The organism is Lysinibacillus sp. NPDC093688, from assembly GCF_050280145.1.
Classification (GTDB): domain Bacteria; phylum Bacillota; class Bacilli; order Bacillales_A; family Planococcaceae; genus Lysinibacillus; species Lysinibacillus xylanilyticus_B.
Window position 1 is genome coordinate 39787 of the sequence record NZ_JBNNUX010000010.1, and the last position, 25265, is coordinate 65051.

Consider the following 25265-nt stretch of genomic DNA (forward strand, 5'->3'; position numbering starts at 1 on the left):
CTGTCTCGCTTTCCCGCGGGAGTCGAGTAGCCCTACGCTACAATCAGTTAAAATGGTTATACATTAGCAAAATATCAACAAAAAATCCTTTTATCAGCCAATAATAGACCTATATTTACCTATCAACACGTCTAATATTTAATAACGTTTTTTAAAGCCTCTTTCTTCCAAAAGCTGCATTAAATAATGACAAGTAAATTTCGCCGCACGAAGTCGATTTGTATTACGCATGCCCGATAAATGAAGTAAATACGTGATCGGTTTCTCATCACCAATTGCGATACCAATCCAAACCGTTCCCACTGGTTGATGATCATGGGCTGTAGGACCTGCTGCACCTGTTAATCCAATACCAATATCTGTATCAAATTTTTTACGTACAGCGCTAGCCATAGCCGCTGCACATTCACTGCTTACAATCCCATGTGTAGTTAATAATTCTTTAGAAATACCGAGCTGTTTTATCTTAGCCTCTTCTGTGTACGTAACAACGCCACCAACAAGGGCATCCCCTACACCTGGTATTTCCGCAAGCTCTGACTGAAATAATCCCGCTGTTAAACTTTCAGCCGCAGAAATTGATAGCTTATTATCTAGTAACATTTCTACTGTTTTAGAGGCTAGAGAATCATCATCTATACCGTATTGATAGTCCCCTACAAGCGCTTGGATCTCTGTTACCTTTGCGGCAATAAGCTGTTGCGCTTCTTGTTCCGTTTCTGCCTTGGCAGTCACACGCAGTGTAACTTCGCCGTCAGAAGCAAGTGGCGCAACAGTTGGGTTTGTTTGCGAATCTAAAATATCTTGGACTCGTACTTCAAGCTCTGCCTCTCCAATGCCATAAAAACGCATAACATGCGATAGTATAACCCCTCCAGCATTTAACATCGCACCGAGTTTGGGCTTTGCTTCAAACTGGAACATTGGCTCAAGCTCTTTAGGTGGCCCTGGAAGCAACATATACGTACGACCATCTTTTGTTACTATCATACCTGGTGCCATACCGTGATGATTTGCAAGCACCTCACTACCTGCTACTATTAAAGCCTGTTTACGATTATTGTCTGTCATTAGACGTCCTCGTTTTGCAAAAAACTGCTCAATATTAGCCAGTGCGCTATCATCAAATTCGAGAGCAATGTCAAGATGACGAGCAATCGTTTCCTTTGTTAAATCATCCTTTGTAGGCCCAAGCCCCCCAGAAAAAATGATTAAATCAGCACGAGTCTCTGCAATGGAAATAGCTTCTTCTAAACGTTGTGCATTATCTCCAACAACCGTGTGATAATACACATTTATCCCCAATTCAGACAACTGACTAGAAATAAATCTTGCATTTGTGTTCGAAATCTGACCAAGCAATAACTCTGAGCCAACCGCAAGAATTTCAGCATTCATGATCCTCAAGACCTCTCTTATTTAGAGTCAAGTAAGGCACGTCGATTTAGATAGAAGTAATCCCATCCAGACCATAGTGTAAAGAACAATGCAATATATAGCATAATTGTATCAAATGGAATACCAATAAGTGTAAAGATTGTATTGTGTAAAAGTGCCGCTCCGATGGCCACAATTTGGGCCCACGTTTTAATTTTACCAAGTTGGTTTGCCGCAACAACTTCTCCTTCACCTGCCAATATTAAACGAAGGCCAGTTACTGCAAACTCACGGCTAATAATGATAATAATTATCCAAGCACTCGCCATATCTAGCTCTACCATTAAAATAAAAGCTGCAGAAACGAGCAATTTGTCAGCAAGTGGGTCTAAAAACTTACCAAATGTTGTCACAAGATTATACTTACGTGCGTAATAACCATCCACCCAATCAGTCGCTGAAGCAAAAATAAAAATGAGTGCACCTACAAAGTGATGAACAGGCATATCCGCACCGAATAGTGACATTGTTCCCCAGCCAAAATCAAACATCATAACAATGACAAAGAACGGAATAAGTAATATTCGAGAGATGGTAATTTTATTTGGAATGTTCATTTTTCTAACACCTTTCATGATGAAAGAAAGTAGTCATCATTAGATGACTACTATTCTTTATTGAAATTGATGACGATGTTTTGCGTTACTGCTTGCTGTGCATACGTTAAAGGCTCGTCATTAATGTATACCTTGGCTTGCGTTGAATTACCTAAGCGAATACGTGCGTAATTTTGAGATGTTGCGTCGAATTCTACCACTTCTCCTGCATTATATACACGAGTATCAGTTAGTATTTCTTGTTGCTGTTGGTTTCGAATACCGATAAATGTAGGACCTGATACTTCGATACGTATTTTAACTGTATCTGCACCTGTTAACGTATAAGAAGTTGTAGCACCATCCGCTTCAACAGTCCCCGCTGAAATCGATTGCTTACCGTCTTCAGTTTGTTTTTCGTCAGGTGTTTCCTTTGCTGAATCTTTTGAATCTGTTGACTCTTGCTTGTCTTTTGTTTGAGCCTTTTTATTATCTTTTTCTTTTTCTGTATCTATTGGTTTTACTTTTGAATCGTATTCCATTTCTGGAGTCTTCTCTTCAACATTCGGTACTGCACTATTTTTAGACTGCGCGAGCACCCAAATTACTACAATAATGACAATGATAAATAAACCAACGATTATTTTCGGCATTGCCTCCATCATTTTAGTTGAAGGGCCTTTTGAAACTTTTCTTCTACTTGGGCTATTCGTCATCGCTTGACTTACTTGATTGTTTGAAGTACCTGGTAGCTCACTTTTATACGTTTCTAAAATTTCCTCTGCGTTCAAACCAACAGCGTCGGCATATTGCTTAATAAAAGCTCGTACATAAAACGAACCAGGCATAATCGAATAATTGCCCTCTTCAATACCTATTAAATAACGCTTTTGTATTTTCGTTATTTCTTGTAAATCGTCTAAACTGTAGCCTTTAGACAGTCTCGCCTCTTTCAGTCGAGTCCCTAATTCTGCCACTAAAAACACCTACTTTAACATCAATTTAAAAATTAAATCCTAAACTAAAATCCTCCAAATGAATTGGATTCAGACAACATATGGTTTTTTTCTATTATCTCATACGTAATTTCTTCATCTGGGTGATGACGTAATTCAATGATATAATCAAAATCCTCTATCCTATATTCTGAATGCTGAACAAACATGTCTGGATGCTCGACGACCTTTATGGAAGGCATATTCATCATTTCACGTACTAGTTGCAAATGCCTCTCATCTGATGAACGACGTGTTACAATGCCATCTAATATGAAAATATTATTGTCACTGAATTCATCACCAGCGAGTTTATTGCGAACAGTTTGCTTAATCATTGTAGATGATAAAAAAATCCATTTTTTATTGGCACATACACTAGCCGCTACAATCGATTCAGTTTTTCCAACACGAGGCATTCCACGTATTCCTATGAGCTTATGCCCTTCTTTCTTAAAGAGCTCAGCCATAAAGTCAACTAAAATACCAAGTTCATCTCGTACGAAGCGGAAGGTATTTTTTTCATCTGCATCTCGTGGAATATAATGACCGTGCCTTATGGCTAAACGATCACGGAGTTTAGGTTGTCGAAATTTGGTCACGTTAATATGTTCCATTGTCGAAACAATTGTACGAAAACGCTCAATTGTCTCATCGTTGTCTGTATGCACTAACATACCACGTCGATCCTCATCGACACCATTTATTGAAATAATATTGACACGAAGCATCCCTAAAAGTGAAGCAATATCTCCTAATAATCCAGGGCGATTCACCTGAATTTCATATTCAAAGTACCAATCGCTCAAACACACTCGTTCCCTTCCTATTAGTTAACGTACAAAATCTCTTATAAGTTCCATCATAGCTGATTTTTTATGTAATGGAAAGTTAGAATACATGGAATTATGGCGTTATTTTTAAAAACTTACTATTTTTTTTTTGAACGTACTAAATAGGCTTACATACGTTCCCTTTTCTATGTAAAAATTGCTTTTTTATCATGAAAAAAAGAGGAGATAGCTCTCCTCTTTTTTTACTGTACAGGTTTATTTTGTACAAGTTTAACGACACAATTCGCCAATGCGTGTTTTTCCTCTTCAGAGGCAACGCCCCATAAATCCGACAACACTCGCTCTTGTTCATTTTTAGGATCGACATTTGTCGCCAAATATTCTCCAATTTGTACAGCAGCTTGTTGAATCATTTGCGATGGCATACCGCTTGATTCTGCTCGCATAACGTTTTGACCTAAAAACGATGTCCATTTATGCCAGTTCTCTAAGATAGTCATATTGTTCCTCCTCCTTTACACATGTAGTATGTGCAAAAAAGAACATTATATGTACCAGCCACCATTTAATCGAATTACTTGTCCCGTTACATAATCTGCATTTCCAGAAAGGTAGAAGCGCACCATTTTAGCAACATCCGTTGTTTGTCCAACTATACCTAGCGGAATGTCCTCTAAAATATAGTCAAGCTCCTCTTCACTTAAATGACTGTTCATCGAAGTATTAATAAAGCCAGGTGCAATGGCATTAACACGAATACGTGACAGTGCCGCTTCTTTCGCATATGACTTCACAAAAGCATGTTGGGCACCCTTCACTGCGGCGTAAAGAGTTTCACCAGCTGATCCCGCCTCTCCCCAAATCGAACCGATAAAAAGTACATAGCTAACATCGTGAGCACGAAGCTTTGATGACAGCAAGGCCGTCAGACGCATTGGATTTTGCACATGGACACGCCATAATGCATCCATGTCCTCCACCGTAGTATCTTCAAGTAGAGAATAATGCGCCTGACCACTTGCAAAGACAATCGCTTGCACATTAAATATTTGTGATGCAAGCAATTGTGCCCCGGATGCTTGTGAAAAATCTCCCTGTACAAGCATAAATTCCTGTGCAGGGAAGTTTTCTGAAAGAGAGTGGTATAAAGCCTGTGCTGCTTTTTCATTGTTTGAAAAGTGTATGTAGATGGACCAGCCGTCTTCTGCCAGACTCTGACAAATAGCACGACCAATCTCACCCGATGCACCTAACACGAGGACAAACTTTTTCACTGTTCGCCCTTCACTGTAGGTAAAATTTTAAAGACAGTTTGTTGAGATTCACCTTGAACTGAAGAAAATGCCTTTTTCAAATCCTCAATCGTTAGTTCTTCTAGAACAGGCACAACATCGAATAAATTCATCTCATTAAACGAATAACGTGTAAATTGGTTGGCGATAAATTCAATAGAGTTCAGCGCACGTAGGAAGAAACCTATTTTTTTACGTTTCACTCGTTCTAAATCGGCACTTTCAAATTGTGCATCTCCATCATACTTCGCTAATTCTTCCTTAATAGCTTTCTCTAATGCAGCCGGATCTGTAGAATCCGAGCCAATCATAGCAAAACCAAAGCCATTTTCTAACGTGAAATCAAATGCATACGTTTCATCAATTAAGCCATCTTCATAGATGCGCTCATAAAATTCAGATGTGCGTCCAAAAATAAGTTCAAGCGCAATTTGAACAGACAGCTCATGTTTTAACATGTCACGGCCAGAAAGATTTGTTTCTTTTGCTTTTAAGCCGATATAAACCTTTGGCTTTTGTACATCCATATGCAACTCGCGCTCTTTGATAGCAACCTCAGTCGGCTCTTTATCAAAGAAGCGTTGTATTGGTGTTTGTTCAGGGAATTCTTTTTTACCTTGATTGTCACGAATAAACGTCATCATTTCATTAGGATCTACTGCACCAATAACAAACAATAACATATTGGACGGATGATAAAACGTATTGTAGCACGTATATAAGTGGTCCGCAGTAATGCCATCAATTGTCTCGATTGTACCAGCGATATCAATTTTTACCGGGTGATTATGATACATATTTTCGATCGTTCCAAAATATAGGCGCCAATCTGGCTGATCATCGTACATCGTAATTTCTTGACCAATAATGCCCTTCTCCTTATTCACAGTTGCTTCTGTAAAGTAAGGCTCTTGCACAAAATTTAATAATGTTTCTGTGCTTTTATAAATATTGTCCGTCGAAGAAAATAAATATGCCGTACGTGTAAATGAAGTAAAGGCATTGGCTGAAGCGCCGAATTCACTAAACTTTTGGAATACATCCCCATCTTCTTTTTCAAACATTTTATGCTCTAAAAAGTGAGCAATGCCATCTGGAACTGTAATACTTTCCTTGTTTCCAAGTGGCACAAATGTACGATCAACAGAACCGTACTTAGTAGTGAACGTCACATATGTTTTAGAAAAGCCTTTTTTCGGTAAAATATAGACATCTAAGCCATTCTCTAATTTTTCATAATACAATGTTTCATCTAATTGTTTGAATTCAATTGTTTTCATTGTGTGGCTTGCTCCTTTCCACATAAGAAATAGACCGCTTCTAACTGGATTTGCTTCGCCATTTCAACAATATCTTCTTTCGTTACAGCTTTCCATTTAGTTGCCCAAGCTTCAACTGAGAATTCCTCGGGTAAATCTTTATATTGGTCAAAAATTTCTATTTGTCCTCGAGCAGAATCCAATGACTCTTTAAGCTGATTCGTCAGCATTGCCTTTGTTTGCTCTAATTCTAAATCTGTAATGTCGCCTGCTTGCATGACAGCAATTTGTTCCTTAATTAGGGATAGTGCTTTCTCTTCATTCTTTGGTTCAATCCCAGATACAACAAAGACTAAGCCATAATGTGATGCATAGGAGCTAGACGCATAGTAAGCTAAACTTTCCTTTTCACGAACATTCATAAATAATTTTGCATGAGGATAGCCGCCGAATACGCCGTTAAAAATTTGCATTTTGGCGAAATCAGGGTCACCAAATCGTACTGGTGTACTAAAGCCAATATGCAGCTTTCCTTGCTTCATTTCTTGTTGTTCACGTACATAATCATTTTGTGGATGCTGTTGCGGAAGCACAGCAGGGATTTCTTCAGGTGTACGATCATTAAATGGTAGCGCTTTTTTCAGTTGCGTCACGATTTCGTCTTCATTTATATCACCTGCGACATAAATGTCTATTTTATCGTTAGCAAGCATGGATTGATATGCTTCAAACAATGAGGCAGGGGTAATTTTTTGAATGTCCTCAATAGTTCCGTTAGCAGAAATAGAGGCCGGTTCATTTGGACGTAAAATCTGTTGAATTCGTTGTTGTGCAAATCGAGATTTATCGTCAAAAATGGACTCGATACGCTGAATGACTGTTTTCTTTTCACGCTCCACAATCGATTCCTTAAATACACCGTTTTCTAAATTCGGTTCAAAGATTGCTGTGTGCAATAAACCAAGTGCCTCATTTAAAACATTTGTATTTGCCAAATAATGATCGTTAACGGCTTCTACATTCATCAGTACTGTATGCTCATTACCACGTTTGGATGTATCAAAATATAGCACTGTGCCATACAAATCATCCAAGAAACCTCGGAATGCAGCTGTTGTCTTATATTTAGCATTGCTGTGTTGCAATACATTTGTTAACACTGTGCGTTCAGACGCACTTGTAGCCGTTAATACTCTTCTCCATTTAATTGAAAAATTTACAGTTTTAAATTGGGTCGTTTGTCGGATATGCAAATTGACACCTTTTGCTAAAGGGATTGTTTTAAACATATATAGAACCCTCCTTATCTTTCTTAATATAACAAAGTACTACACATACTATACATGGCTATTGTCTATAATTGCAAAAAGAATCCAAAGTATGTATATGAAAAGTGTGAAATTGCATTTGGCTAATGGATGAACCTGTTCATACTAGCAAATAAAGATCAACCTCCAACCATTATTTTCCCAAACACTTGAGATATGTACAAGGAAAAAGACTGAGCATTTTCGCCCAGTCTTTTGTGTAAACAATTATCTGTTTGTTTTTTAGCGTTTCCCCTTAATATAAGGTTGACCACTAGCTTTTGGTGCATTTGCTTTACCGATAAATCCTGCTAATGCAAGGATTGTTAATACATACGGTAAAATTTGTAAGTATACAGCAGGAATGTCTTGAACGTAAGGAATTGTGCTTCCTGCAACACTTAACGTTTGTGCTACCCCAAAGAATAAAGCTGCACCTAATGCACCGATCGGATGCCATTTCCCAAAAATCATTGCAGCAATGGCCATAAAGCCTTGACCCGCAATTGTTGCATGTGAGAAATCGCTTGTAATTGATTGCGCGTACACTGCACCACCAAGACCACCTAATGCCCCAGAGATGACAACAGCAATATAACGCATTCTATTAACATTTACACCCATCGTATCTGCAGCCATTGGATGTTCACCGACAGCGCGCAAACGTAAACCGAATGGCGTTTTATAAATGATAAACCATGCCCCAATAGCTACTGCAAAAGCTAAAATTGACGTACTATAAACATCACGGAATAATAATGGACCAAAGAACGGAATATCCTGTAAATAAGGGATTTCGAAACGAGTTATTGGTTGGGTAATCATATCTGTTTGACCTTTACCATAAATCATTTTTACTAAGAATACTGTTACCGCTAAACCTAATAAATTAATTGCAACCCCTGATACCGTTTGATCGGCACGGAAAGAAATTGAAGCAACAGCGTGGAGAAGTGAGAAGATTCCTCCAGCAATGACAGCTGCCAGCATAGCCACCCAAATTGTTGCTGCACCAAATGTTGAAGCAAATTCTAAATTGACATAAATACCAACAAATGCACCAACAATCATTAAACCTTCTAGTCCGATATTAACAACACCAGATCGCTCAGAGAACACACCACCGATTGCCGTAAAAATTAAAGGTGTTGCGAAGAAAATTGCAGAAGGGATGATGAAATATAACATTTCTAAAAAGCTCATGTTATTGTCCCTCCTTTTTCTTGCTCAACTTTTGCAATGCTACTCGAATAATGTAGCCTGATGCTACGAAGAAAATAATTAACGCAATAATAATAGATACGATTTCCTCGGGAATACCCGCAGCATTTGGCATATTTAATGCTCCGTATTTAAGTGAGCCGAATAAAGAAGCCCCGAATACAACCCCTAATGGCGTATTTGCACCAAGCAAGGCAACGGCGATACCATCGAAACCAATACCTGTAAAGCCTGGTTTAATAGAAGCGTTTTGGAAAGTACCTAATGCCTCCATAGCACCACCAAGGCCCGCGAACATACCTGAAATCGTCATAGCTAAAATAATGTTTTTATTGACGCTCATACCAGCATAATCTGCAGCATGCTTATTAAAGCCTACCGCTTTAAGCTCATATCCACGTGTTGTTTTTTCTAAAATGAACCACATAACTATAACCATTAACAGTGCAACAATGATGCCATAGTGAAGACTTGAATTGTCTGTAAGCTCTCTTAAAAACGGAGAACGTAAAGTAGCTGATTCATGAACGCGTTCTGTTTTAAAGCCACCGTCAGACAATTTTTTAATCACTGCATTGGCAATATAAAGCGCAGTATAGTTTAACATAATTGTCGCTATAACTTCGTGAACTTTAAATTTCGCTTTTAAGAAACCTGCAATAAAGGCCCAAAATGCACCTGCAGCTGCTGCCGCAAGTAATGCTAATGGTAAGTGAATAATTTTAGGTAGTTCAAACGCATAACCTACCCACGCGGCTGCTAGCCAACCTAAAATTAACTGACCTTCAACACCAATGTTAAATAAACCTGTGCGGAAGGCAAATGCTACCGCAAGACCCGCCAATAAGTACGGTGTTATTTGACGGATTGTGTTCCCAATAGAATATGAATCTCCAAAAATACCTGTCCAAAGTGCGATATAACCTTGTACTGGGTCATAGCCGCTAACTACCATTACGATAGCTCCTACAATTAAACCGATAATGATAGAGATGATAGGAACGAGAATATTAATGACACGATTTGACATTAGTCGTTCCCCTCCTTCGCACCATTCGTTTTATTTTTACTATCTTGTCCTGCCATTAATAAGCCTAGCTCTTGTTCTGTCGTTTCTTTTGGATTTAACTCATCCACAATTTCACCGTCATAAATAACGGCAATACGATCCGAAACATTCATGACTTCATCTAATTCAAATGAAATTAACAGTACTGCTTTTCCTTTATCACGTTGCTCAATAAGGCGAGAGTGGATAAACTCAATTGCCCCTACATCAAGACCACGTGTTGGTAGTGCAGCAATCAATAAGTCTGGATTACGATCAACTTCACGACCGATAATCGCTTTTTGCTGGTTACCACCTGAAAGGGCACGTGCTGGTGTCATTTCACCATTACCAGTACGCACATCATATTCTTCAATGATTTGGCGTGCTTTTTCAGACACTTTCTTGTAGTCCATAACAAAGCCCTTAGCAATTGGTGATTGGTAATATGTTTGTAGTGCGATATTATGACCAATCGGGAAATCTAATACTAGCCCATGCTTATGGCGATCTTGCGGAATATGTCCAACGCCTTCCTCAGTAATTTTCCGAGGCTTCATATTTGTAATATCTTTGCCATTTAATGTAACAGTACCACTCTTTATTTTGCGTAAACCAGTGATGGCTTCGATTAACTCAGATTGTCCGTTACCATCGATACCTGCAATACCAACAATTTCACCTTTACGTACTTTTAAGTTCAGGCCTTTTACCTTATCGATATTACGGTAGTCTGTAACAACTAAATTATCGATTGCAAGTACTTCATCAGTTGGTTTTGCTGCTGTTTTTTCGGTTTTAAATTCGACTTGGCGACCAACCATCATTTCAGCTAATTGGTTAGGATTTGTTTCAGCAGTGTTAACTGTTCCAATCCCTTCACCTTTGCGAATAATTGTCACACGGTCAGAGACTTCCATAATTTCTTTTAGTTTATGGGTAATTAAAATAATAGATTTGCCCTCTTCAATTAAGCGGCGCATTATTTGAATAAGCTCTGTAATTTCCTGTGGTGTTAAAGATGCAGTTGGTTCATCAAAGATTAAAATTTCTGCACCGCGGTATAGTGTTTTTAAAATTTCAACACGCTGTTGCATCCCCACAGTAATATCCTCGATTTTGGCATATGGATCAACATCTAAACCATATTTTTCAGAAAGTGCTTGTACTTTCTTAGCCGCATCTTTAATGTTAACAATCCCCATTTTTGTTGGTTCAGTACCTAAAATAATGTTCTCTGTCACTGTGAAATTTTCCACTAACATAAAATGTTGATGGACCATACCAATTCCTAAATCATTGGCCACATTCGGGTTTGTAATTTTAACAGCCTTCCCACGAACTCGAATTTCGCCACCCTCTGGTTGATACAAACCAAAAAGGACGTTCATTAAAGTCGATTTACCTGCACCATTTTCGCCTAGTAGTGCATGGATTTCGCCTTTTTTCAGTTGGAGGGTGATGTTATTATTCGCCACGAAATTACCGAACTCTTTTCGGATTCCGAGCATTTCAATCACGTATTCCAATTTTGTCACTCCCTTAATAGGCACTTTTATCAATTTCGCCTTAACGTAATTGTGGCTGTCGCTTCGCTTTCGCCACAGAACACATTTTGTAGCTGTCGCTACGTTGCACTGCGCTTTCGCTCAAAAAAACATTTATTGCTGACGCTTCGTTAACACTCCGCTTTCGCACAGATAAACAATACGTCCAGTTTTTGAAACCGTTATTTAGATTTGTTTTTAGACAAAAATAAACGAATCTAAATACTTGCCATAATCCCTGTTGCTCATTTATCACATCGCACAACAACGACTTCAGCCAGAGATTCTATCTTCGTTCATTGGGCATTAAGTACCCTACTAACAAAAAATTTACGCCTATCTTGTCCCACGAATAGAGGTAGATATTTTTCTAAATGAAGATAAATTAATACAGGAAAGGTCATCGTTAGAAACCTTTCTTCTATTAACTTGTTACCATCATTACTATTCTTACGATAAACTCATAGAAAAATTACTACCTCTATAGTAATTAAATATAGTCGAATAGAGTATTGCAAATAATCAAAATATAACGATAGATTGAAAAATCATCATAAGGGTCTTCAAAAAAAGTCCCTTATGATGATCAAAAGACGAATTATTTCCCTACTTTTTCTGGGACTTTAATTTCACCTTTAGCAATTTTTTCTTTATATTCTTCAATAACCTTTAGTACATCTTCTGGGATTGCACCACGAGAATCCGCAAGCTTCACGCCGTCTTCAGCTAAACCATAAGTAAGCGTTTTGCCACCTGGGAATTCACCTTTTTTCGCTTTATTAGAAATATCTACAACTGCTGTGTTAACACCTTTTAACATAGAAGTTAAAGTGACATTTGTTTTATCGTCTACTTTACCTTCTTCATATTGGTCAGCGTCTACTCCGATTACCCAAATGTTTGCATTAGGATCTTTTTTCTTACGTTCTTTTGCCTCAGAGAATACACCGTTTCCAGTTGCACCAGCAGCGTGGAAGATTACATCTACACCTGAAGAGTACATGCTGTTTGCAGTAACTTTACCAAGGTCCGCTTTATCGAATGCAGCAGTATATTTTGATGTAATTTCGATTTTTGGATTTACAGCTTTTGCACCTTCAACAAATCCAGCCTCGAAGCGGTTGATAACTGGAATATCTACGCCACCTACGAAACCGATTTTACCTGATTTAGACATTTTCGCAGCCGCTACACCAGCTAAGTAAGCACCTTCTTGCTCTTTGAACAGTACAGATACTACGTTGTCCGCTTTTACTTCAGCGTCAATGATTGCGAATTTGTTATCTGGATTTTCTTCAGCTACTGCAGCAACTGAATCTTCCATCATGAAACCAATACCATAGATTAAGTTAAAGTCACGACGTAATAACGCGTTTAAATTTGAATCATAGTCTGCATCTGATTTTGATTGTAAGTAGTCGAAACCACCATCACCTTTTTTTAGGTTATGTTCTTTACCGTAAGCTTGAACACCTTCCCAAGCAGATTGGTTGAATGATTTATCATCTACGCCACCTACGTCAGTTACCATTGCTACTGAAAACACATCACCTTTGTTACTTTCGTCCGTTGAAGCGTTTTCATTTTCTTTTTTAGATTTATCTTCCTCTTTCGTACCACATGCACCTAAGATTGCACTTGCAGCTAAAACTGATGATAATACTAAGCCAAATTTACGTTTTTTCATTTGATTAACCCCCCAAAGGTATTGTAATTAGCAGGAAAAATATTAGAAATGTTCTACACCCTTTTACGAACTACATGGAAGCTGAATTTATCAGCTCGGAAATAATTTTTTGAATACAGCACTACTTGATCATGATCATCGTAATGTAACTGCTTTAATACTAAAAGAGCTGTTTCACGTCCGCAATTTAAAATCGGTGAAGCTTGCTCATGATACCCGATTGGATCAATATAAGTAACAGCGTAGGCAACATGAATTTTACCGGATTGTTCAAGTGCAGAGAAAAGTGAAACTTCTTTTTTTTCTACAAAGTCAGTTGGCAGGAAGCTTGCTGGTAATCTGTCTATGCAGTAAACTACCGGCTCACCATCCGCTGTTCTGACACGTTCAATTGTGAGTATTTTATCTTCGCCATCACATTGGAAGCGTTTAAAATCTTCCTCAGCAGGTATGCTTTCCGTCGCCTTTAAAAAGCGAGAACCGGGCTCCATGCCTGCTGCCTCGATCATGGAAGAAATGCTCGATAAATGCTCGATGCCTGATGTAAACAACGGCTTAGGGTTTACAAATGTGCCCACCCCATGTCGACGCACAATCACATTTTCCTCTTCCAACAGTCGTAGCGCTTCTCTAAGCGTTGCTCGACTGACTCCTAGTGATTTTGATAATTCAAACTCTGAAGGCAGTTTTTCATTTTCTTTAAAAACGCCCTTTTCAATGTCAGACTTTAAACGATCAATTACTTGAAGATAGAGATGACGATGATCTGCTTTTATAGTCACATATATCACCACCAAAATCAGAGATCAGACATCTGATGTACAACATTCCTACTAATCGTTCATAAATATAACATTTTTGTAGACTTAAATCAATTATACCTTAGTGTAATTTTCCGATTTTTGAAATGAATTTAGGCCTACTCAATGTAGACAATATTGTTCAATTTTTTGACGTTATTTTAGCACTAATTATCGTATTGATGAATGAGCACTTGTCGAGGCTTACTACCCTCTGGAGGCCCGACAATACCGCGTTGTTCCATTTGATCGACAATACGAGCAGCTCTCGAATAACCGATGCGGAAGCGGCGTTGCAACATCGAAACAGAGGCCGTCTGCATACTAACAACTAACTGTACAGCCTCATCAAATAATTCATCCGTTTCCTCTAAAATTGTGTCTTCTTCGGTCGGAATCATTTCCTCCTGATATTGTGCCTTTTGCTGTTCTATAACAAAGTTAACAACTGACTCAACTTCTTGATCTGATAAAAAGGCACCTTGCACACGTTTTGGTTTAGATGCACCCGCAGGTAAAAACAGCATATCTCCTCGACCGAGTAAACGCTCTGCTCCACCCATATCTAATATCGTTCTAGAGTCGATTGCTGACGACACTGCAAAGGCAATGCGCGAAGGAATATTTGCTTTAATAACACCTGTCAACACATCTACACTTGGTCGTTGAGTTGCAATTATTAAATGAATCCCTGCTGCACGTGCCATTTGAGCTAAACGTGTAATAGAATCCTCTACATCACTTGAAGCAACCATCATTAAGTCCGCTAACTCGTCTACAATTACTACAATATAAGGTAATTTCGGATGTTTTTCATCTGTTTGCTCATTGACCTTTTGCACATGACCATTGTAGCCTTCGATATTACGAGTACCAGTATGAGAAAATAGATCGTAGCGACGTTCCATTTCTGACACAACTTTTTTCAGCGCCTGAGACGCTTTACGTGCATCCGTAACAACTGGTGCCAGTAGATGAGGAATACCGTTATAAACATTTAACTCCACCATTTTCGGGTCAATCATCATCAGCTTAACCTCATGTGGTTTTGTACGCATTAGGATTGATACGACTATACCGTTTATACACACACTTTTCCCACTACCCGTCGAACCCGCAACAAGTAAATGTGGCATTCTATTGAGCTCAGCAAGTACTGCTTGTCCAGTAATATCACGACCAAATGCAACTTGCAATAATGCTTCTGGCTTTGCACCATCCTTAGACTCTAACACTTCCCGAAGTGTAACAATAGCTACCTCACTATTTGGTACTTCAATGCCAATCGCTGACTTCCCAGGAATAGGTGCTTCCATACGAATATCCTTCGCAGCAAGTGCTAAGGCAAGATCATCCTGTAAGTTAACAATTTTACTTACTTTCACACCTACATCTGGTAATATTTCATATTTTGTTACAGCTGGGCCTAAATGAACTTGCGTTACTTTTGCCTTTACACCAAAGCTTTGCAAAGTTTGCTCTAGCTTTTTCGCATTTGCTTGTATAACAGAATATTCACCACTTTGGTCATGCTGTGGTGGTAATTGTAATAGATTATAAGACGGCAGTTGGTAATCTGCATTTTCCACAGCATCTGCGCCTTCAATATGGACATCATCAACAATCTCTCCATGTTCAATGTCTTCATTTTCGGCTGTTGCAAATGCTTCTCGTTCATGAGACACATTTTGAGTAAAGGCAGAGATGATTGGTTCATGAGAAATCTCTTCTTCCTCTTGTACCTCAGGCTCCTGATCGACAGCCGCAATTTCATCCTTGCTTTCTACTTTTGAACGGCGATTAGTAGGTTTTTTCGGCATACTCTTTTTCTTATCACGATGTTTCTTTCGCCATTTACCGAAAAGGTCGGGCATTTTTTTCGCTAAATATGGAACAAGTGCCTTTCCTGTTACTAAAATTAATCCGATAAAGAAAATAACCCATGCAACGACCTTCGCACCTGCTGCCTCAAATAAAACATGTAGAGCACTAAATAACAGTGCACCAACCATTCCGCCGCCAAGTGCATTACTTCGATGGATGACACCCTCAGAATTAATTAAAATTCGCCAAGATTCTCGCAAAACAGAGTCAGATAATAATCCACCCGATTTTGATAATTGTTCAAACAAAATGCCATGACTAAAAATTGTTAAACTCATAACAATTAGGAGCATACCTAATATGAGACGATCATAAATGCTTATTTTTTTCCGCCCAATCATTAGTAACGACGCAACAAATATAAGCATAAACGGCACAGCAAAATGTAAATTTCCTAAAAGAAACATTGTGATTGTTTGTAGAAAACGGCCAATCATGCCATATTCAAAAATCATAATAACCGCAAATGCAATTAAGATAAGACCTAAAATTTCATACATAAGCGGATGCATTTCTTTTTTTTCTGTCGTCGTTTTTGCTTTCGTGACTTTTCTTTTTTTACTAGTCGCCATCTATTTCACCTTCTTTTGTAATCCATTCTTTATATGTAGCGAATAATAACATGTAGAACTTGATTCTTTCAAAAATAAGACTCATCACCATAACGTGTGGTTGATCTCCGTTCCGGCTGGGCGCTTTGTTGCTGACGCTTCGCTTTCGCGCAGAGCAGAGCTTCCTGGGGGCGTCGGGCCAACACGATGTTGGTCACGAAGGCGTTATCACAGGATGTGATGCTTTTAGCCTTCGTTCCGCTAGTGCTGATCCCCAAGGAGTCGACCAACCTCCACTTCAATCAACTTTATATACATAACATATATCATTCCCAACTTTTGAGATTGAGTGAAAAAAAGGATTTTCCACCGTTCACATTCGGCTAGAAAATCCTTTTTCATTTAACGATGATCTTTCATTTTTAATATTCCATAATGATTGGGATAATCATTGGGCGGCGCTTCGTTTTTTGGAATAAATACGTATTCAGTGTATCTCGAATTTCTTGTTTAATATTTGTCCATTCAAATGTATCTTTACCAACGTATTTTTCAATAACATTTTTAGCAATATCAGAAGCTTCCACCATTAATGCTTCTGATTCGCGTACATAGACGAAACCACGTGATAAAATTTCTGGACCAGATGCAATTTTCTTTTGAGCACGGTTTAATGTTACGACAACAATGAAAATACCATCCTGCGATAATAACTTACGATCGCGAAGTACTATGTTCCCTACATCACCAACACCGATACCGTCTATTAAAACATTACCAGCTTGTACACGGCCACTCATTCGCATTTTACCATTTTTATATTCTACAATATCCCCTTTATCGGCGATAAAAATTTGTGATTTTTGCATACCTAGCTGTTGAGCAAGCTTAGAGTGAGCAATAAGCATACGGTACTCACCTTGCACTGGGATAAAGTACTTTGGTTGCATTAAGTTTAGCATTAGCTTTAAATCTTCTTGGCTACCATGACCCGATACATGTACATTTTTGCTAGATGTGAGAATTTCAGCACCTGCTTTTGCGATAGAATTCATTGTATTAGCCATCTGTACTTCCATACCAGGAGACGGTGTAAACGTAATTAATACTGTATCGTCTTTTTTAATTTTAATGTCTCGGTGATGTTTGCGAACAATTTTCTCTAATGCATCAAGTGGCTCCCCTTTATTACCTGTAGCAATAATAATAATCTCATCATCTTGATACTTTTGCATTTCTGAGATAGGGATGATTGTATCTTCTTCTACCGTTAAGTAACCTAGCTGTGCACCTAAATCTACAGCTTTTTCTAAAGGTTTTCCTACAATGACTACTTTACGGAACGACTTTTGAGCTTGTGTCAACACTTGCTGTATACGAATAAAATTCGATGCATAAACAGCAACTAAAATACGACCTGGTGCTGAATGGAATGTTTTTGATAATTGCTCTTCAATCACAATCTCAGATGTCGTATAACCTGGTCGCTCAGCTTCACTCGACTCAGATAGCAGCATAAATACGCCGTCTTCTCCAAGCTGAGCCATTTTTGCTAAATCAGGCTTAAATTTACCTGTCGCTGATTGATCGAACTTAAACTCACCCGTATGAACAATTGCTCCTTCAGATGTATGGAACACTACCCCTAACGAATCGGGAATACTATGTGTTGTATGGAAGAATGTCACATACGTTGAGTTAAAATTCATACGACTACGGTTCGTAACCTCAAAGAATTTTACCTGATGTGGTGCAGGCAATTCCTTTAAATGTTCCTTTGCAAGTGCAATTGTTAATTTTGATCCGTACACTGGCGCTTTCACTTTTTGTAATACATAAGCAATTGAGCCAATTGCATCTTCATGACCATGTGTTAAGAAAATTCCTTTCACACGCTCTTTATTTTCTTCTAAATACGTAATATCTGGAATTACAATATCAATGCCCAGCATTTCGTCTTCTGGGAACATCAACCCGCTATCCACTACAAAAAGCTCTTCGTCAATTTCTACTACGTACATTGCTTTCCCAATTTCGCCCACGCCACCAAGTGGGATGATACGAATTAATTCATTTTTCTTTTTTGTCAATTTACTTCCTCCTAAAAAATATCCCGAACAGCAACCACTTAAGATTTATTATACGGTTTGCAAAGCTTTTGCACAAATTAAAAATGCATCTTTCATGATAGAAACAGAAATTTATTGTTAATTTTATTACTAATAGATGGAAAGTAGGTGTGTTGATTAACCATTTTTATCTACTCTAATTAATTAGAGTGCTCTGATTTCCGCTACGGGCTACTCGCTTTCCTGCGGGCGAGCGTCGAGCCGCTTCCTCCGCTGCGCTCCGTGCAGGGTCTCGTCTGTCTCGCTTTCCCGCGGGAGTCGAGTAGCCCTACGCTACAATCAGTTAAAAATGGGCATATATTAGCAAAATAGCAACAAAACATCCGTTTATCGTTCAATAATAAACCTATTTTTTCCTAATCAACATACCTGAGATGGAAGGTAGAATGAAGATGTGGCATCGCGAAAGGTCTTATTTTTTATCTTTTTTAAAGCGAGGAAAAATTTCGGAAGTGGTAATATATCGCCAATTCATTCTTGTAATGTTTTTCTTGCACTTAAACTGATTCAACTTCCAATATCCGGATAGTGGAGAGTACGGTCTTATATATTTCTTACAAAAGAAAAAAGACCATAAACAAACTATAAAATCTCTAGTTTGTTTACGGTCTGAGGATTTACTATTCATTAGTCTCAATTACAAATTAACTAAAGGTACTTACTTCTCTAAAGCTTCTCGCTTTTTCTTGATACGTATCCCAAATTCGGTCAAAGTTTGCTTTTTCTTCATCTGTCATTTCCATCATTGGCAGACGAACATTAAGTGTATCAAAGCCTAATTTGGTCATCGCGTATTTTACAGGCGATGGGTTTGGCTGTGCAAACAGCGCACGTACAAGTGGTAATAATGCTCGGTGAATTTTGGCTGCTAGCTCGTGATTTCCTTCTTCAAACGCTTTAATCATTAATTGCATATCATTCCCAACAACATGGGCAGCAACTGAAATAATTCCTGCTCCGCCGATTGCTAGTAGTGGAAGTGTTAAACCATCATCCCCACTATACACTAAGAAATCATCATCTGAATCAACATTCTCAATAACATCGCCCATTTGATCTAAATTGCCACTTGCTTCTTTTATCCATGCAATATTAGAAATTTTACTTAAAGCAACAGAAGTTTCATAGGCAACATTGACGCCTGTACGTCCTGGCACGTTATAAAGCATGACAGGTAAACTTGTTTCTTTTGCAATCGTTTCAAAATGCGCAAAAATACCGCGTTGATTTGGCTTATTATAATATGGTGCTACAAGCATGATACCGTCTGCACCATTTTCTTCAGCCTTGTGCGTCATTGCTATAGAGTAAGCAGTTTCGTTATCTCCTGTACCTGCAATAACCGGTACACGACCTGCCACTTTTTCTACTGTAAAGCGTACAACTTCAATTTTTTCTTCTGTGGACATAGTTGGGTTTTCAGAGGTTGTGCCACATGCGACAATACAATCTGTACCATTATTAATCAAATGATTAATAATACGTTCTAGTTCTGGATAATTAATCGTGCCATCTTCTTTGAACGGCGTAATCATCGCCGTCCCAATTCGACCTAAATTCATCCTTACACCCCTCTTATAGTAAGTTATCCTCTAGCATTGCTTCAGCAATTTGAATAGAGTTTAATGCAGCGCCTTTCAAAAGATTGTCAGAAACGATCCATAAGTGGAATCCTTTTTTATTGTCTAAATCTTGACGGATACGCCCTACAAAAGTAGCATTTTCCCCTTCTGCATAGATAGGCATTGGGTAAGTTTGTGTTGCTATATCATCTTGTAATACGACACCAGGCGCATTGCGTAATACTTCAAAAATCTCCTGTACCGTTGCTTCTTTTTCTACTTCAAGATAAACAGATTCAGAGTGTCCCGAAACGACTGGTACGCGAACACAAGTTGCGGCTACTTTTAGCTCTGGTGCATGCATAATTTTCTTCGTTTCATTAATCATTTTCATTTCTTCATATGTAAAGCCATTGTCTGTAAATTTATCAATTTGTGGAATGACATTACGAGCGATTGGATAATGACGTTTGTCGCTACCAGAAGGTAAAATATTTGCTTCTACATCCTTACCTGCATCCCAATTTGCACTTTGTGCCTTTAATTCCTGAATAGCAGAAATACCTGCACCTGAAACCGCTTGATATGTTGATACAATAATTTTTGTTAAACCGAATGCATGACGAATAGGTTCAAGTGCAGCCATCATTTGAATCGTAGAGCAGTTTGGATTTGCAATAATCCCCTTATGCTTAGCAAGATCACCACGATTTACTTCAGGAACAACTAATGGTACCTCTGGATCCATGCGGAAATGGCTCGTGTTATCGATCACTACTGCACCGCGTTTTGCCGCTTCTGGCGCTAGCACCGCTGATACCGAACCACCAGCCGAGAATAAAGCGACATTGACGCCTTCAAAAGCTTCAGGTGTCGCTTCTTCAATTGTATATGTCTTCCCATTAAATTCGATTGGTTTTCCTGCTGAACGTGCCGAAGCTAAAAACTTAATATCTCCAATTGGAAACTCTCGTTTAATTAGTTGTTCCATCATTTTTGTGCCTACTGCCCCTGTTGCTCCAACTACAGCAACTGTTAACTGCTTTGTCATCTGTCATCGACTCTCCTTGAATACAAGTTACATAATGTGTGCTATTGTATCACAAAAATACTGAAAATTGTGTGTAATTTACGAATTATTTTAAATATTGTACCAACAGTGGCTGTAATTGCTTTTTCTCCGTAATCGCTTCATGAACAGTCGCGACCATTTGATCAAAATCAGCAATCAAGGAATTGGGTTTTGAATGTGGTGAGTCCTGCCCGAATGGAATAAAATAAATGTTTTTAGCGTTTAGCAGCCTCATTATATTCATACCATTTAAGCCGAGAGCATCATTTGTTGATATACCTAGAACAACAGGCGAACCGTTACGCAATGTTGCCTTCGCAGCCATCAATACCGCACTATCTGTTGCTGCATTTGCAAATTTACTGATACTATTCCCTGTCATCGGCGCTATAACCATCGCATCCAATGGATTGGATGGTCCAAATGGTTCTGCCTCTTTAATAGAAGAAATAACCTTTTCTCCAGTTATTTCCTCTATTTTCGCAATCCACTCCTCCCCAGTACCAAAACGCGTAGCTGCATGTAAAACGGAGTGTGTAATAATTGGAATAACTGTTGCTCCTGCATCTTTAAAGTTTTGGATTTTAGGTACTACGTCCTCATACGTACAGTGGGAGGCCGTAATACCTAAACCAATTCGTTTCCCCGTTAGCAATCTTCTTCCTCCTCTATTGCCTTGCACAATATTGTCGCTGCATCATGTGCAAAGTATTTCCCAGGTAATGATGGCAATAGCACATACGTTTGTAATTGTTCAGCATCTATATCTAAACAGCCAGGCTCTGAAGCCAAATCATATAGTACAACCGGGACATGTTCTTGGAATGATTCAGTAATCCACTTAGCGGGAATCGTATTGATAAATATCCCATCATTAATTGACCATTGGCGGTCATCTAAATTCGTAGCTTTATAACCATATGCCTTTGCTTCACTCACTTGTACAACTGAACGCGCTACTATATGGATATTAGCGCCCATCTTGACGAGTAAAGATGCGAGCATTTTGGCTGTGCGCCCAAATCCTGCGATAGTAAAGTTTTGTCCGTAAATACATTTTTGCTCGAGTCCGTAAAACGTGGCGATAAATCCCTCCGCTGTTAATCTTGCATTTTGCCAAATAAATGATTCTTGTTGTAAATAGCAATTTGTTTCATTTCTCTCAAGCAATTGCTTCCAATGCATAGTTAAACGCCCTGTATAAAACTTAACTTGAGATATCCCATAAAGCTGTTCCACTTCAATTTTTAGCGGAAGAATAGGAAGAATAATTCTATTTGGTTGGAATTCTAATACAAGCTTATTTAACTCTTCATTCCAAACTGATGTTCTTTTATAAAATACAGTTCTCGATGGGCTTCTTAGCATGGTAGCTAATTCCTTTAACCTTAGATCCTCACCGATAACAAGCCATTTTTCATTTTCCAAAAGCTCACCTCACTGTAAAAATTCTGACTGTACTGTCGTTGTTTTGTTAAATAAAATCCGATCTTCGCCAATTAGTATAATTTCATGCCAAGGTATCATTTCACTAACTTTCACTTTCTTTTTTTGGAATGGCAATTTATCTTTCACAATCTCAAAACCATGAATCTTTCCTGTTTGCACATCTAATAGACATTCCGTATGTGCCAATATGCCAAAGTGTACGCCACCCTCAACTTGAATTAACTCTTTATCCACCATCTCTGATAGTAGCATGCCTCATCTCCCTCCTTGAACCGTTACCCCAATATATGCCGAGTTTTTGCAATTCGTGACCCTTACCCAAAGTATGAATATGTGCATTTACCAGCACATCTGTAAATAGTGTATATATACAGATGTGTGAGGCGAGGGATTTGTGCATATCCCTTTGAGCAATGCCAGTGAAAAAACCATTTACGAGCAAATCAACAGCTTAAGGAACCAACGCTAGCAAATAAATCACTGGCAAGTGACACACGACCATCTATTCGTGCACTTGCTTTTAGCGTTATGACAGCGAAGTTGGCTTATGCTGATTTAAAGCGAGATGGATTTATCAAAAAGGTAGCTTAGACAGGAAGCTTTGTTACAGAAAGAAATCAAGATTTTCTACGCGAGGAATTATTACGTCAAGTTAAAAAAGCAAATGCAGTAAGCAGTTAGAACGGCCAAAACTGCGGGGCTGACAAAAGAGGAAGTATAGGAGTTACTTACATTGAACAACTAAATGAATACTATTGAGATTCATGCTTTACAAAAAAGCTTTGAAGGGTTTTCTCTTCATGATGTATTTCAGTACCTCAAGGCACAATCATGATTTTACTGTGCTGGGAAGTTTACAGATACATACTAAAAAAGAATACTGCGAAATTTTGCTATTCGGCAAGGATGTTGTCGAACATGAATGATCGATAAAAAACGACATCGGTGTGGTTTTTGACGATTTACATGTATCCGAAACACTTAATGCGACGCAACTCGACAAATTCATGAGAAAGGGTGTAAAACGTGGGATTCAGGCTATTATTTTGAGTGATTAGCAAATTTAAAATTCCAGTGAGGAAGAAGGTAAGAGAATTTCCCCATGGAATGAGGTTGTAGCTGTCTATTGCATTAGCCCTGCCATATTATCCAAAGCTGTTAATTATAGTTGAACCCACGAGCGGGCTAGATCCGATAATTCGTGATGAAATTCTCGATTTATTTTTAACGTTTATGCAGGATGAAACACATAGCATTCTATTTTCTTCTCATATTACACGCGATTTAGAAAAGACTGATGACTATATTACATTCATTCATACTGGAGAAATTTTATTTAATGAAAGAAAGGATGTGCTGGTCTAAGTACAGCATATTAAAAGGACATAATGAGGAAGTAAGCGAAATACCAGAGGATAAAAATAGCGTAATGGATCAAAAATAGGTTGCCCATTTAGGGCAACCTATTTTTAAGCTTCCGGACCAATAATTGAAATGGCTGGCTCAGCTTTCAAGATTTTTGCTATTAAGCGATCGAGCGATTCCATTGATACGGCATCAATGGACGCTAATACTTCGTCTACTGAACGATGTCTGCGATGCACTAACTCACTCGTACCGTTACGATTCATACGAGAGCCTGTCCCCTCTAGACCGAGTACAAAACTACCCTTCAGCTGCTCCTTCGCATTCACAAGTTCTTCCTCTGTCACACCACCTGCTACGATATCAAGTAATGTCGCATCAATTGTATGTTGGAGCTGTGATAATTGCTGACGACTTGTACTACCATAAATCGTAAATGCACCAACATCTGCATAACAGGATTGATAAGAAAATATTGAATATGCTAAACCACGTTCTTCGCGTACTTCTTGGAACAAACGAGAGCTCATATTACCACCAATAATATTATTAAGTGCAATAAAGCTATACATATCTGGATCTTTCACACCAATTGCTGGATAAGAAATGGCTAAATGTGCTTGCTCCGTATCGCGAGTTTTTGAAATCTCTCCTGGATAAAAATGAGGATTCGAAAGCACAGGCTCAACCACAAGTGGAGATGGCTGATAATGGCCAAATAAATCTTCAATTGTTTGGATGAGCTTTGCAGAAATATTTCCCGCTATTGAAATAACAACTGATTCTGGACCATAATGTTTAGCCATATAGTTACGTATCATATCTGTTGTAAATGTTTTTAAAGTAGCCGCAGTTCCTAGTATTGGACGACCGAGTGCATCGTTTGGATACATGACTTCCCATAGCTTTTCATGAACATCATCATCAGGTGCGTCTTCACTCATTAGTATTTCCTCTAGTACAACTTGTCTTTCCTTCTCTAACTCTTCCTTTGCAAACGTAGAATTAAAGAACATATCCGCTAATATTGTCACGGCAAGCTCTGCATGATGATCTAAAATCTTTGCATAATAACAAGTGTTTTCCTTGGATGTAAAGGCATTTAACTCGCCACCAATTCGGTCAAATTCTTCAGCAATTTGGCGAGCTGTTCGAGTTTTTGTCCCTTTAAAAAGCATATGTTCGATAAAATGTGTAATACCATTTTCCTCAGGTAGCTCATAACGAGATCCTGCATTAACAAAAATGCCTAGCGCAACGGATCTTACATGATCGATTTGCTCAGACACAATACGCACACCATTCTGACATGTATGTACTTGTACCAAAA

General features: G+C 38.5%; 21 protein-coding genes. All 21 read right to left on the bottom strand.

Annotated features, from left to right (window positions below):
- Window positions 1-138: 138 nt before the first annotated feature.
- The gene (locus tag ACQKN2_RS10305; RefSeq protein WP_427414902.1) at window positions 139-1398 is read right to left on the bottom strand and encodes a competence/damage-inducible protein A; all 1260 of its coding nucleotides are present in this window, start codon (window positions 1396-1398) and stop codon (window positions 139-141) included.
- A gap of 17 nt (window positions 1399-1415) precedes the next feature.
- Window positions 1416-1994 carry a CDP-diacylglycerol--glycerol-3-phosphate 3-phosphatidyltransferase gene (pgsA, locus tag ACQKN2_RS10310; RefSeq protein ID WP_323645074.1) on the bottom strand — a complete coding sequence of 193 codons (579 nt, stop codon included), beginning with the start codon at window positions 1992-1994 and terminating at the stop codon, window positions 1416-1418.
- A 50-nt stretch (window positions 1995-2044) separates the two neighbouring features.
- Window positions 2045-2959, bottom strand: coding sequence for a helix-turn-helix domain-containing protein (locus tag ACQKN2_RS10315; RefSeq protein WP_427414903.1), 915 nt, complete (start codon window positions 2957-2959; stop codon window positions 2045-2047).
- A gap of 35 nt (window positions 2960-2994) precedes the next feature.
- Entirely contained in the window at window positions 2995-3777 is a 783-nt protein-coding gene (locus ACQKN2_RS10320) for a DUF3388 domain-containing protein (RefSeq protein WP_427414904.1), read from the bottom strand.
- A gap of 227 nt (window positions 3778-4004) precedes the next feature.
- Window positions 4005-4262 carry a DUF3243 domain-containing protein gene (locus ACQKN2_RS10325; RefSeq protein ID WP_427414905.1) on the bottom strand — a complete coding sequence of 86 codons (258 nt, stop codon included), beginning with the start codon at window positions 4260-4262 and terminating at the stop codon, window positions 4005-4007.
- A 45-nt stretch (window positions 4263-4307) separates the two neighbouring features.
- Window positions 4308-5036 (bottom strand): elongation factor P 5-aminopentanone reductase, encoded by a 729-nt coding sequence (gene ymfI / locus ACQKN2_RS10330; RefSeq protein WP_427414906.1) that lies wholly within the window; start codon window positions 5034-5036, stop codon window positions 4308-4310.
- Window positions 5033-6334 (bottom strand): EF-P 5-aminopentanol modification-associated protein YfmH, encoded by a 1302-nt coding sequence (gene yfmH / locus ACQKN2_RS10335; protein WP_427414907.1) that lies wholly within the window; start codon window positions 6332-6334, stop codon window positions 5033-5035. The genes ymfI and yfmH overlap by 4 nt, the downstream gene beginning before the upstream one ends.
- Window positions 6331-7602, bottom strand: a complete 1272-nt coding sequence (yfmF, locus tag ACQKN2_RS10340; RefSeq protein WP_427414908.1) for an EF-P 5-aminopentanol modification-associated protein YfmF — start codon at window positions 7600-7602, stop codon at window positions 6331-6333. Before yfmF ends, yfmH begins: the two co-directional genes overlap by 4 nt.
- Before the next feature lie 261 nt (window positions 7603-7863).
- Complete coding sequence (locus ACQKN2_RS10345) at window positions 7864-8823, bottom strand: ABC transporter permease (protein ID WP_427414909.1); 960 nt, start codon at window positions 8821-8823, stop codon at window positions 7864-7866.
- 1 nt (window position 8824) lies between these two features.
- Window positions 8825-9871 (bottom strand): ABC transporter permease, encoded by a 1047-nt coding sequence (locus ACQKN2_RS10350; RefSeq protein ID WP_323645080.1) that lies wholly within the window; start codon window positions 9869-9871, stop codon window positions 8825-8827.
- The gene (locus tag ACQKN2_RS10355; RefSeq protein ID WP_427414910.1) at window positions 9871-11418 is read right to left on the bottom strand and encodes an ABC transporter ATP-binding protein; all 1548 of its coding nucleotides are present in this window, start codon (window positions 11416-11418) and stop codon (window positions 9871-9873) included. Before ACQKN2_RS10355 ends, ACQKN2_RS10350 begins: the two co-directional genes overlap by 1 nt.
- A gap of 616 nt (window positions 11419-12034) precedes the next feature.
- Window positions 12035-13123, bottom strand: a complete 1089-nt coding sequence (locus ACQKN2_RS10360) for a BMP family lipoprotein (protein ID WP_427414911.1) — start codon at window positions 13121-13123, stop codon at window positions 12035-12037.
- Between the two features lie 53 nt (window positions 13124-13176).
- Window positions 13177-13905: a GntR family transcriptional regulator gene (locus ACQKN2_RS10365; protein ID WP_323645083.1), complete on the bottom strand. Its 729-nt coding sequence runs from the start codon at window positions 13903-13905 to the stop codon at window positions 13177-13179.
- A 185-nt stretch (window positions 13906-14090) separates the two neighbouring features.
- Window positions 14091-16379 (bottom strand): DNA translocase FtsK, encoded by a 2289-nt coding sequence (locus ACQKN2_RS10370; RefSeq protein WP_427414912.1) that lies wholly within the window; start codon window positions 16377-16379, stop codon window positions 14091-14093.
- 401 nt (window positions 16380-16780) lie between these two features.
- On the bottom strand, window positions 16781-18448 hold the full coding sequence (locus ACQKN2_RS10375) for a ribonuclease J (RefSeq protein WP_427414913.1): 1668 nt from the start codon (window positions 18446-18448) through the stop codon (window positions 16781-16783).
- 683 nt (window positions 18449-19131) lie between these two features.
- A complete protein-coding gene (gene dapA, locus ACQKN2_RS10380) occupies window positions 19132-20049 on the bottom strand; it encodes a 4-hydroxy-tetrahydrodipicolinate synthase (protein WP_427414914.1) in 918 nt (305 codons plus the stop codon).
- A 13-nt stretch (window positions 20050-20062) separates the two neighbouring features.
- Window positions 20063-21100 (bottom strand): aspartate-semialdehyde dehydrogenase, encoded by a 1038-nt coding sequence (locus ACQKN2_RS10385; RefSeq protein ID WP_427414915.1) that lies wholly within the window; start codon window positions 21098-21100, stop codon window positions 20063-20065.
- Window positions 21101-21185: 85 nt separating this feature from the next.
- Complete coding sequence (locus tag ACQKN2_RS10390; protein ID WP_323645088.1) at window positions 21186-21776, bottom strand: dipicolinate synthase subunit B; 591 nt, start codon at window positions 21774-21776, stop codon at window positions 21186-21188.
- Complete coding sequence (locus ACQKN2_RS10395) at window positions 21770-22549, bottom strand: NAD(P)-dependent oxidoreductase (RefSeq protein ID WP_427414916.1); 780 nt, start codon at window positions 22547-22549, stop codon at window positions 21770-21772. Before ACQKN2_RS10395 ends, ACQKN2_RS10390 begins: the two co-directional genes overlap by 7 nt.
- A gap of 9 nt (window positions 22550-22558) precedes the next feature.
- The gene (locus ACQKN2_RS10400; RefSeq protein WP_053594254.1) at window positions 22559-22822 is read right to left on the bottom strand and encodes a sporulation protein, YlmC/YmxH family; all 264 of its coding nucleotides are present in this window, start codon (window positions 22820-22822) and stop codon (window positions 22559-22561) included.
- A gap of 1217 nt (window positions 22823-24039) precedes the next feature.
- Entirely contained in the window at window positions 24040-25263 is a 1224-nt protein-coding gene (locus ACQKN2_RS10405) for a M16 family metallopeptidase (RefSeq protein WP_427414917.1), read from the bottom strand.
- Window positions 25264-25265: the final 2 nt, after the last annotated feature.

Excerpts from the sequence above, each read along its gene's own strand:
- ACQKN2_RS10305 (WP_427414902.1), bottom strand. The coding sequence starts at position 1,398 with ATGAATGCTGAAATTCTTGCGGTTGGCTCAGAGTTATTGCTTGGTCAG.
- pgsA (WP_323645074.1), bottom strand. The coding sequence starts at position 1,994 with ATGAACATTCCAAATAAAATTACCATCTCTCGAATATTACTTATTCCG.
- ACQKN2_RS10325 (WP_427414905.1), bottom strand. The coding sequence starts at position 4,262 with ATGACTATCTTAGAGAACTGGCATAAATGGACATCGTTTTTAGGTCAA.
- yfmH (WP_427414907.1), bottom strand. The coding sequence starts at position 6,334 with ATGAAAACAATTGAATTCAAACAATTAGATGAAACATTGTATTATGAA.
- yfmF (WP_427414908.1), bottom strand. The coding sequence starts at position 7,602 with ATGTTTAAAACAATCCCTTTAGCAAAAGGTGTCAATTTGCATATCCGA.
- ACQKN2_RS10345 (WP_427414909.1), bottom strand. The coding sequence starts at position 8,823 with ATGAGCTTTTTAGAAATGTTATATTTCATCATCCCTTCTGCAATTTTC.
- ACQKN2_RS10350 (WP_323645080.1), bottom strand. The coding sequence starts at position 9,871 with ATGTCAAATCGTGTCATTAATATTCTCGTTCCTATCATCTCTATCATT.
- ACQKN2_RS10360 (WP_427414911.1), bottom strand. The coding sequence starts at position 13,123 with ATGAAAAAACGTAAATTTGGCTTAGTATTATCATCAGTTTTAGCTGCA.
- ACQKN2_RS10370 (WP_427414912.1), bottom strand. The coding sequence starts at position 16,379 with ATGGCGACTAGTAAAAAAAGAAAAGTCACGAAAGCAAAAACGACGACA.
- dapA (WP_427414914.1), bottom strand. The coding sequence starts at position 20,049 with ATGAATTTAGGTCGAATTGGGACGGCGATGATTACGCCGTTCAAAGAA.
- ACQKN2_RS10385 (WP_427414915.1), bottom strand. The coding sequence starts at position 21,100 with ATGACAAAGCAGTTAACAGTTGCTGTAGTTGGAGCAACAGGGGCAGTA.
- ACQKN2_RS10400 (WP_053594254.1), bottom strand. The coding sequence starts at position 22,822 with ATGCTACTATCAGAGATGGTGGATAAAGAGTTAATTCAAGTTGAGGGT.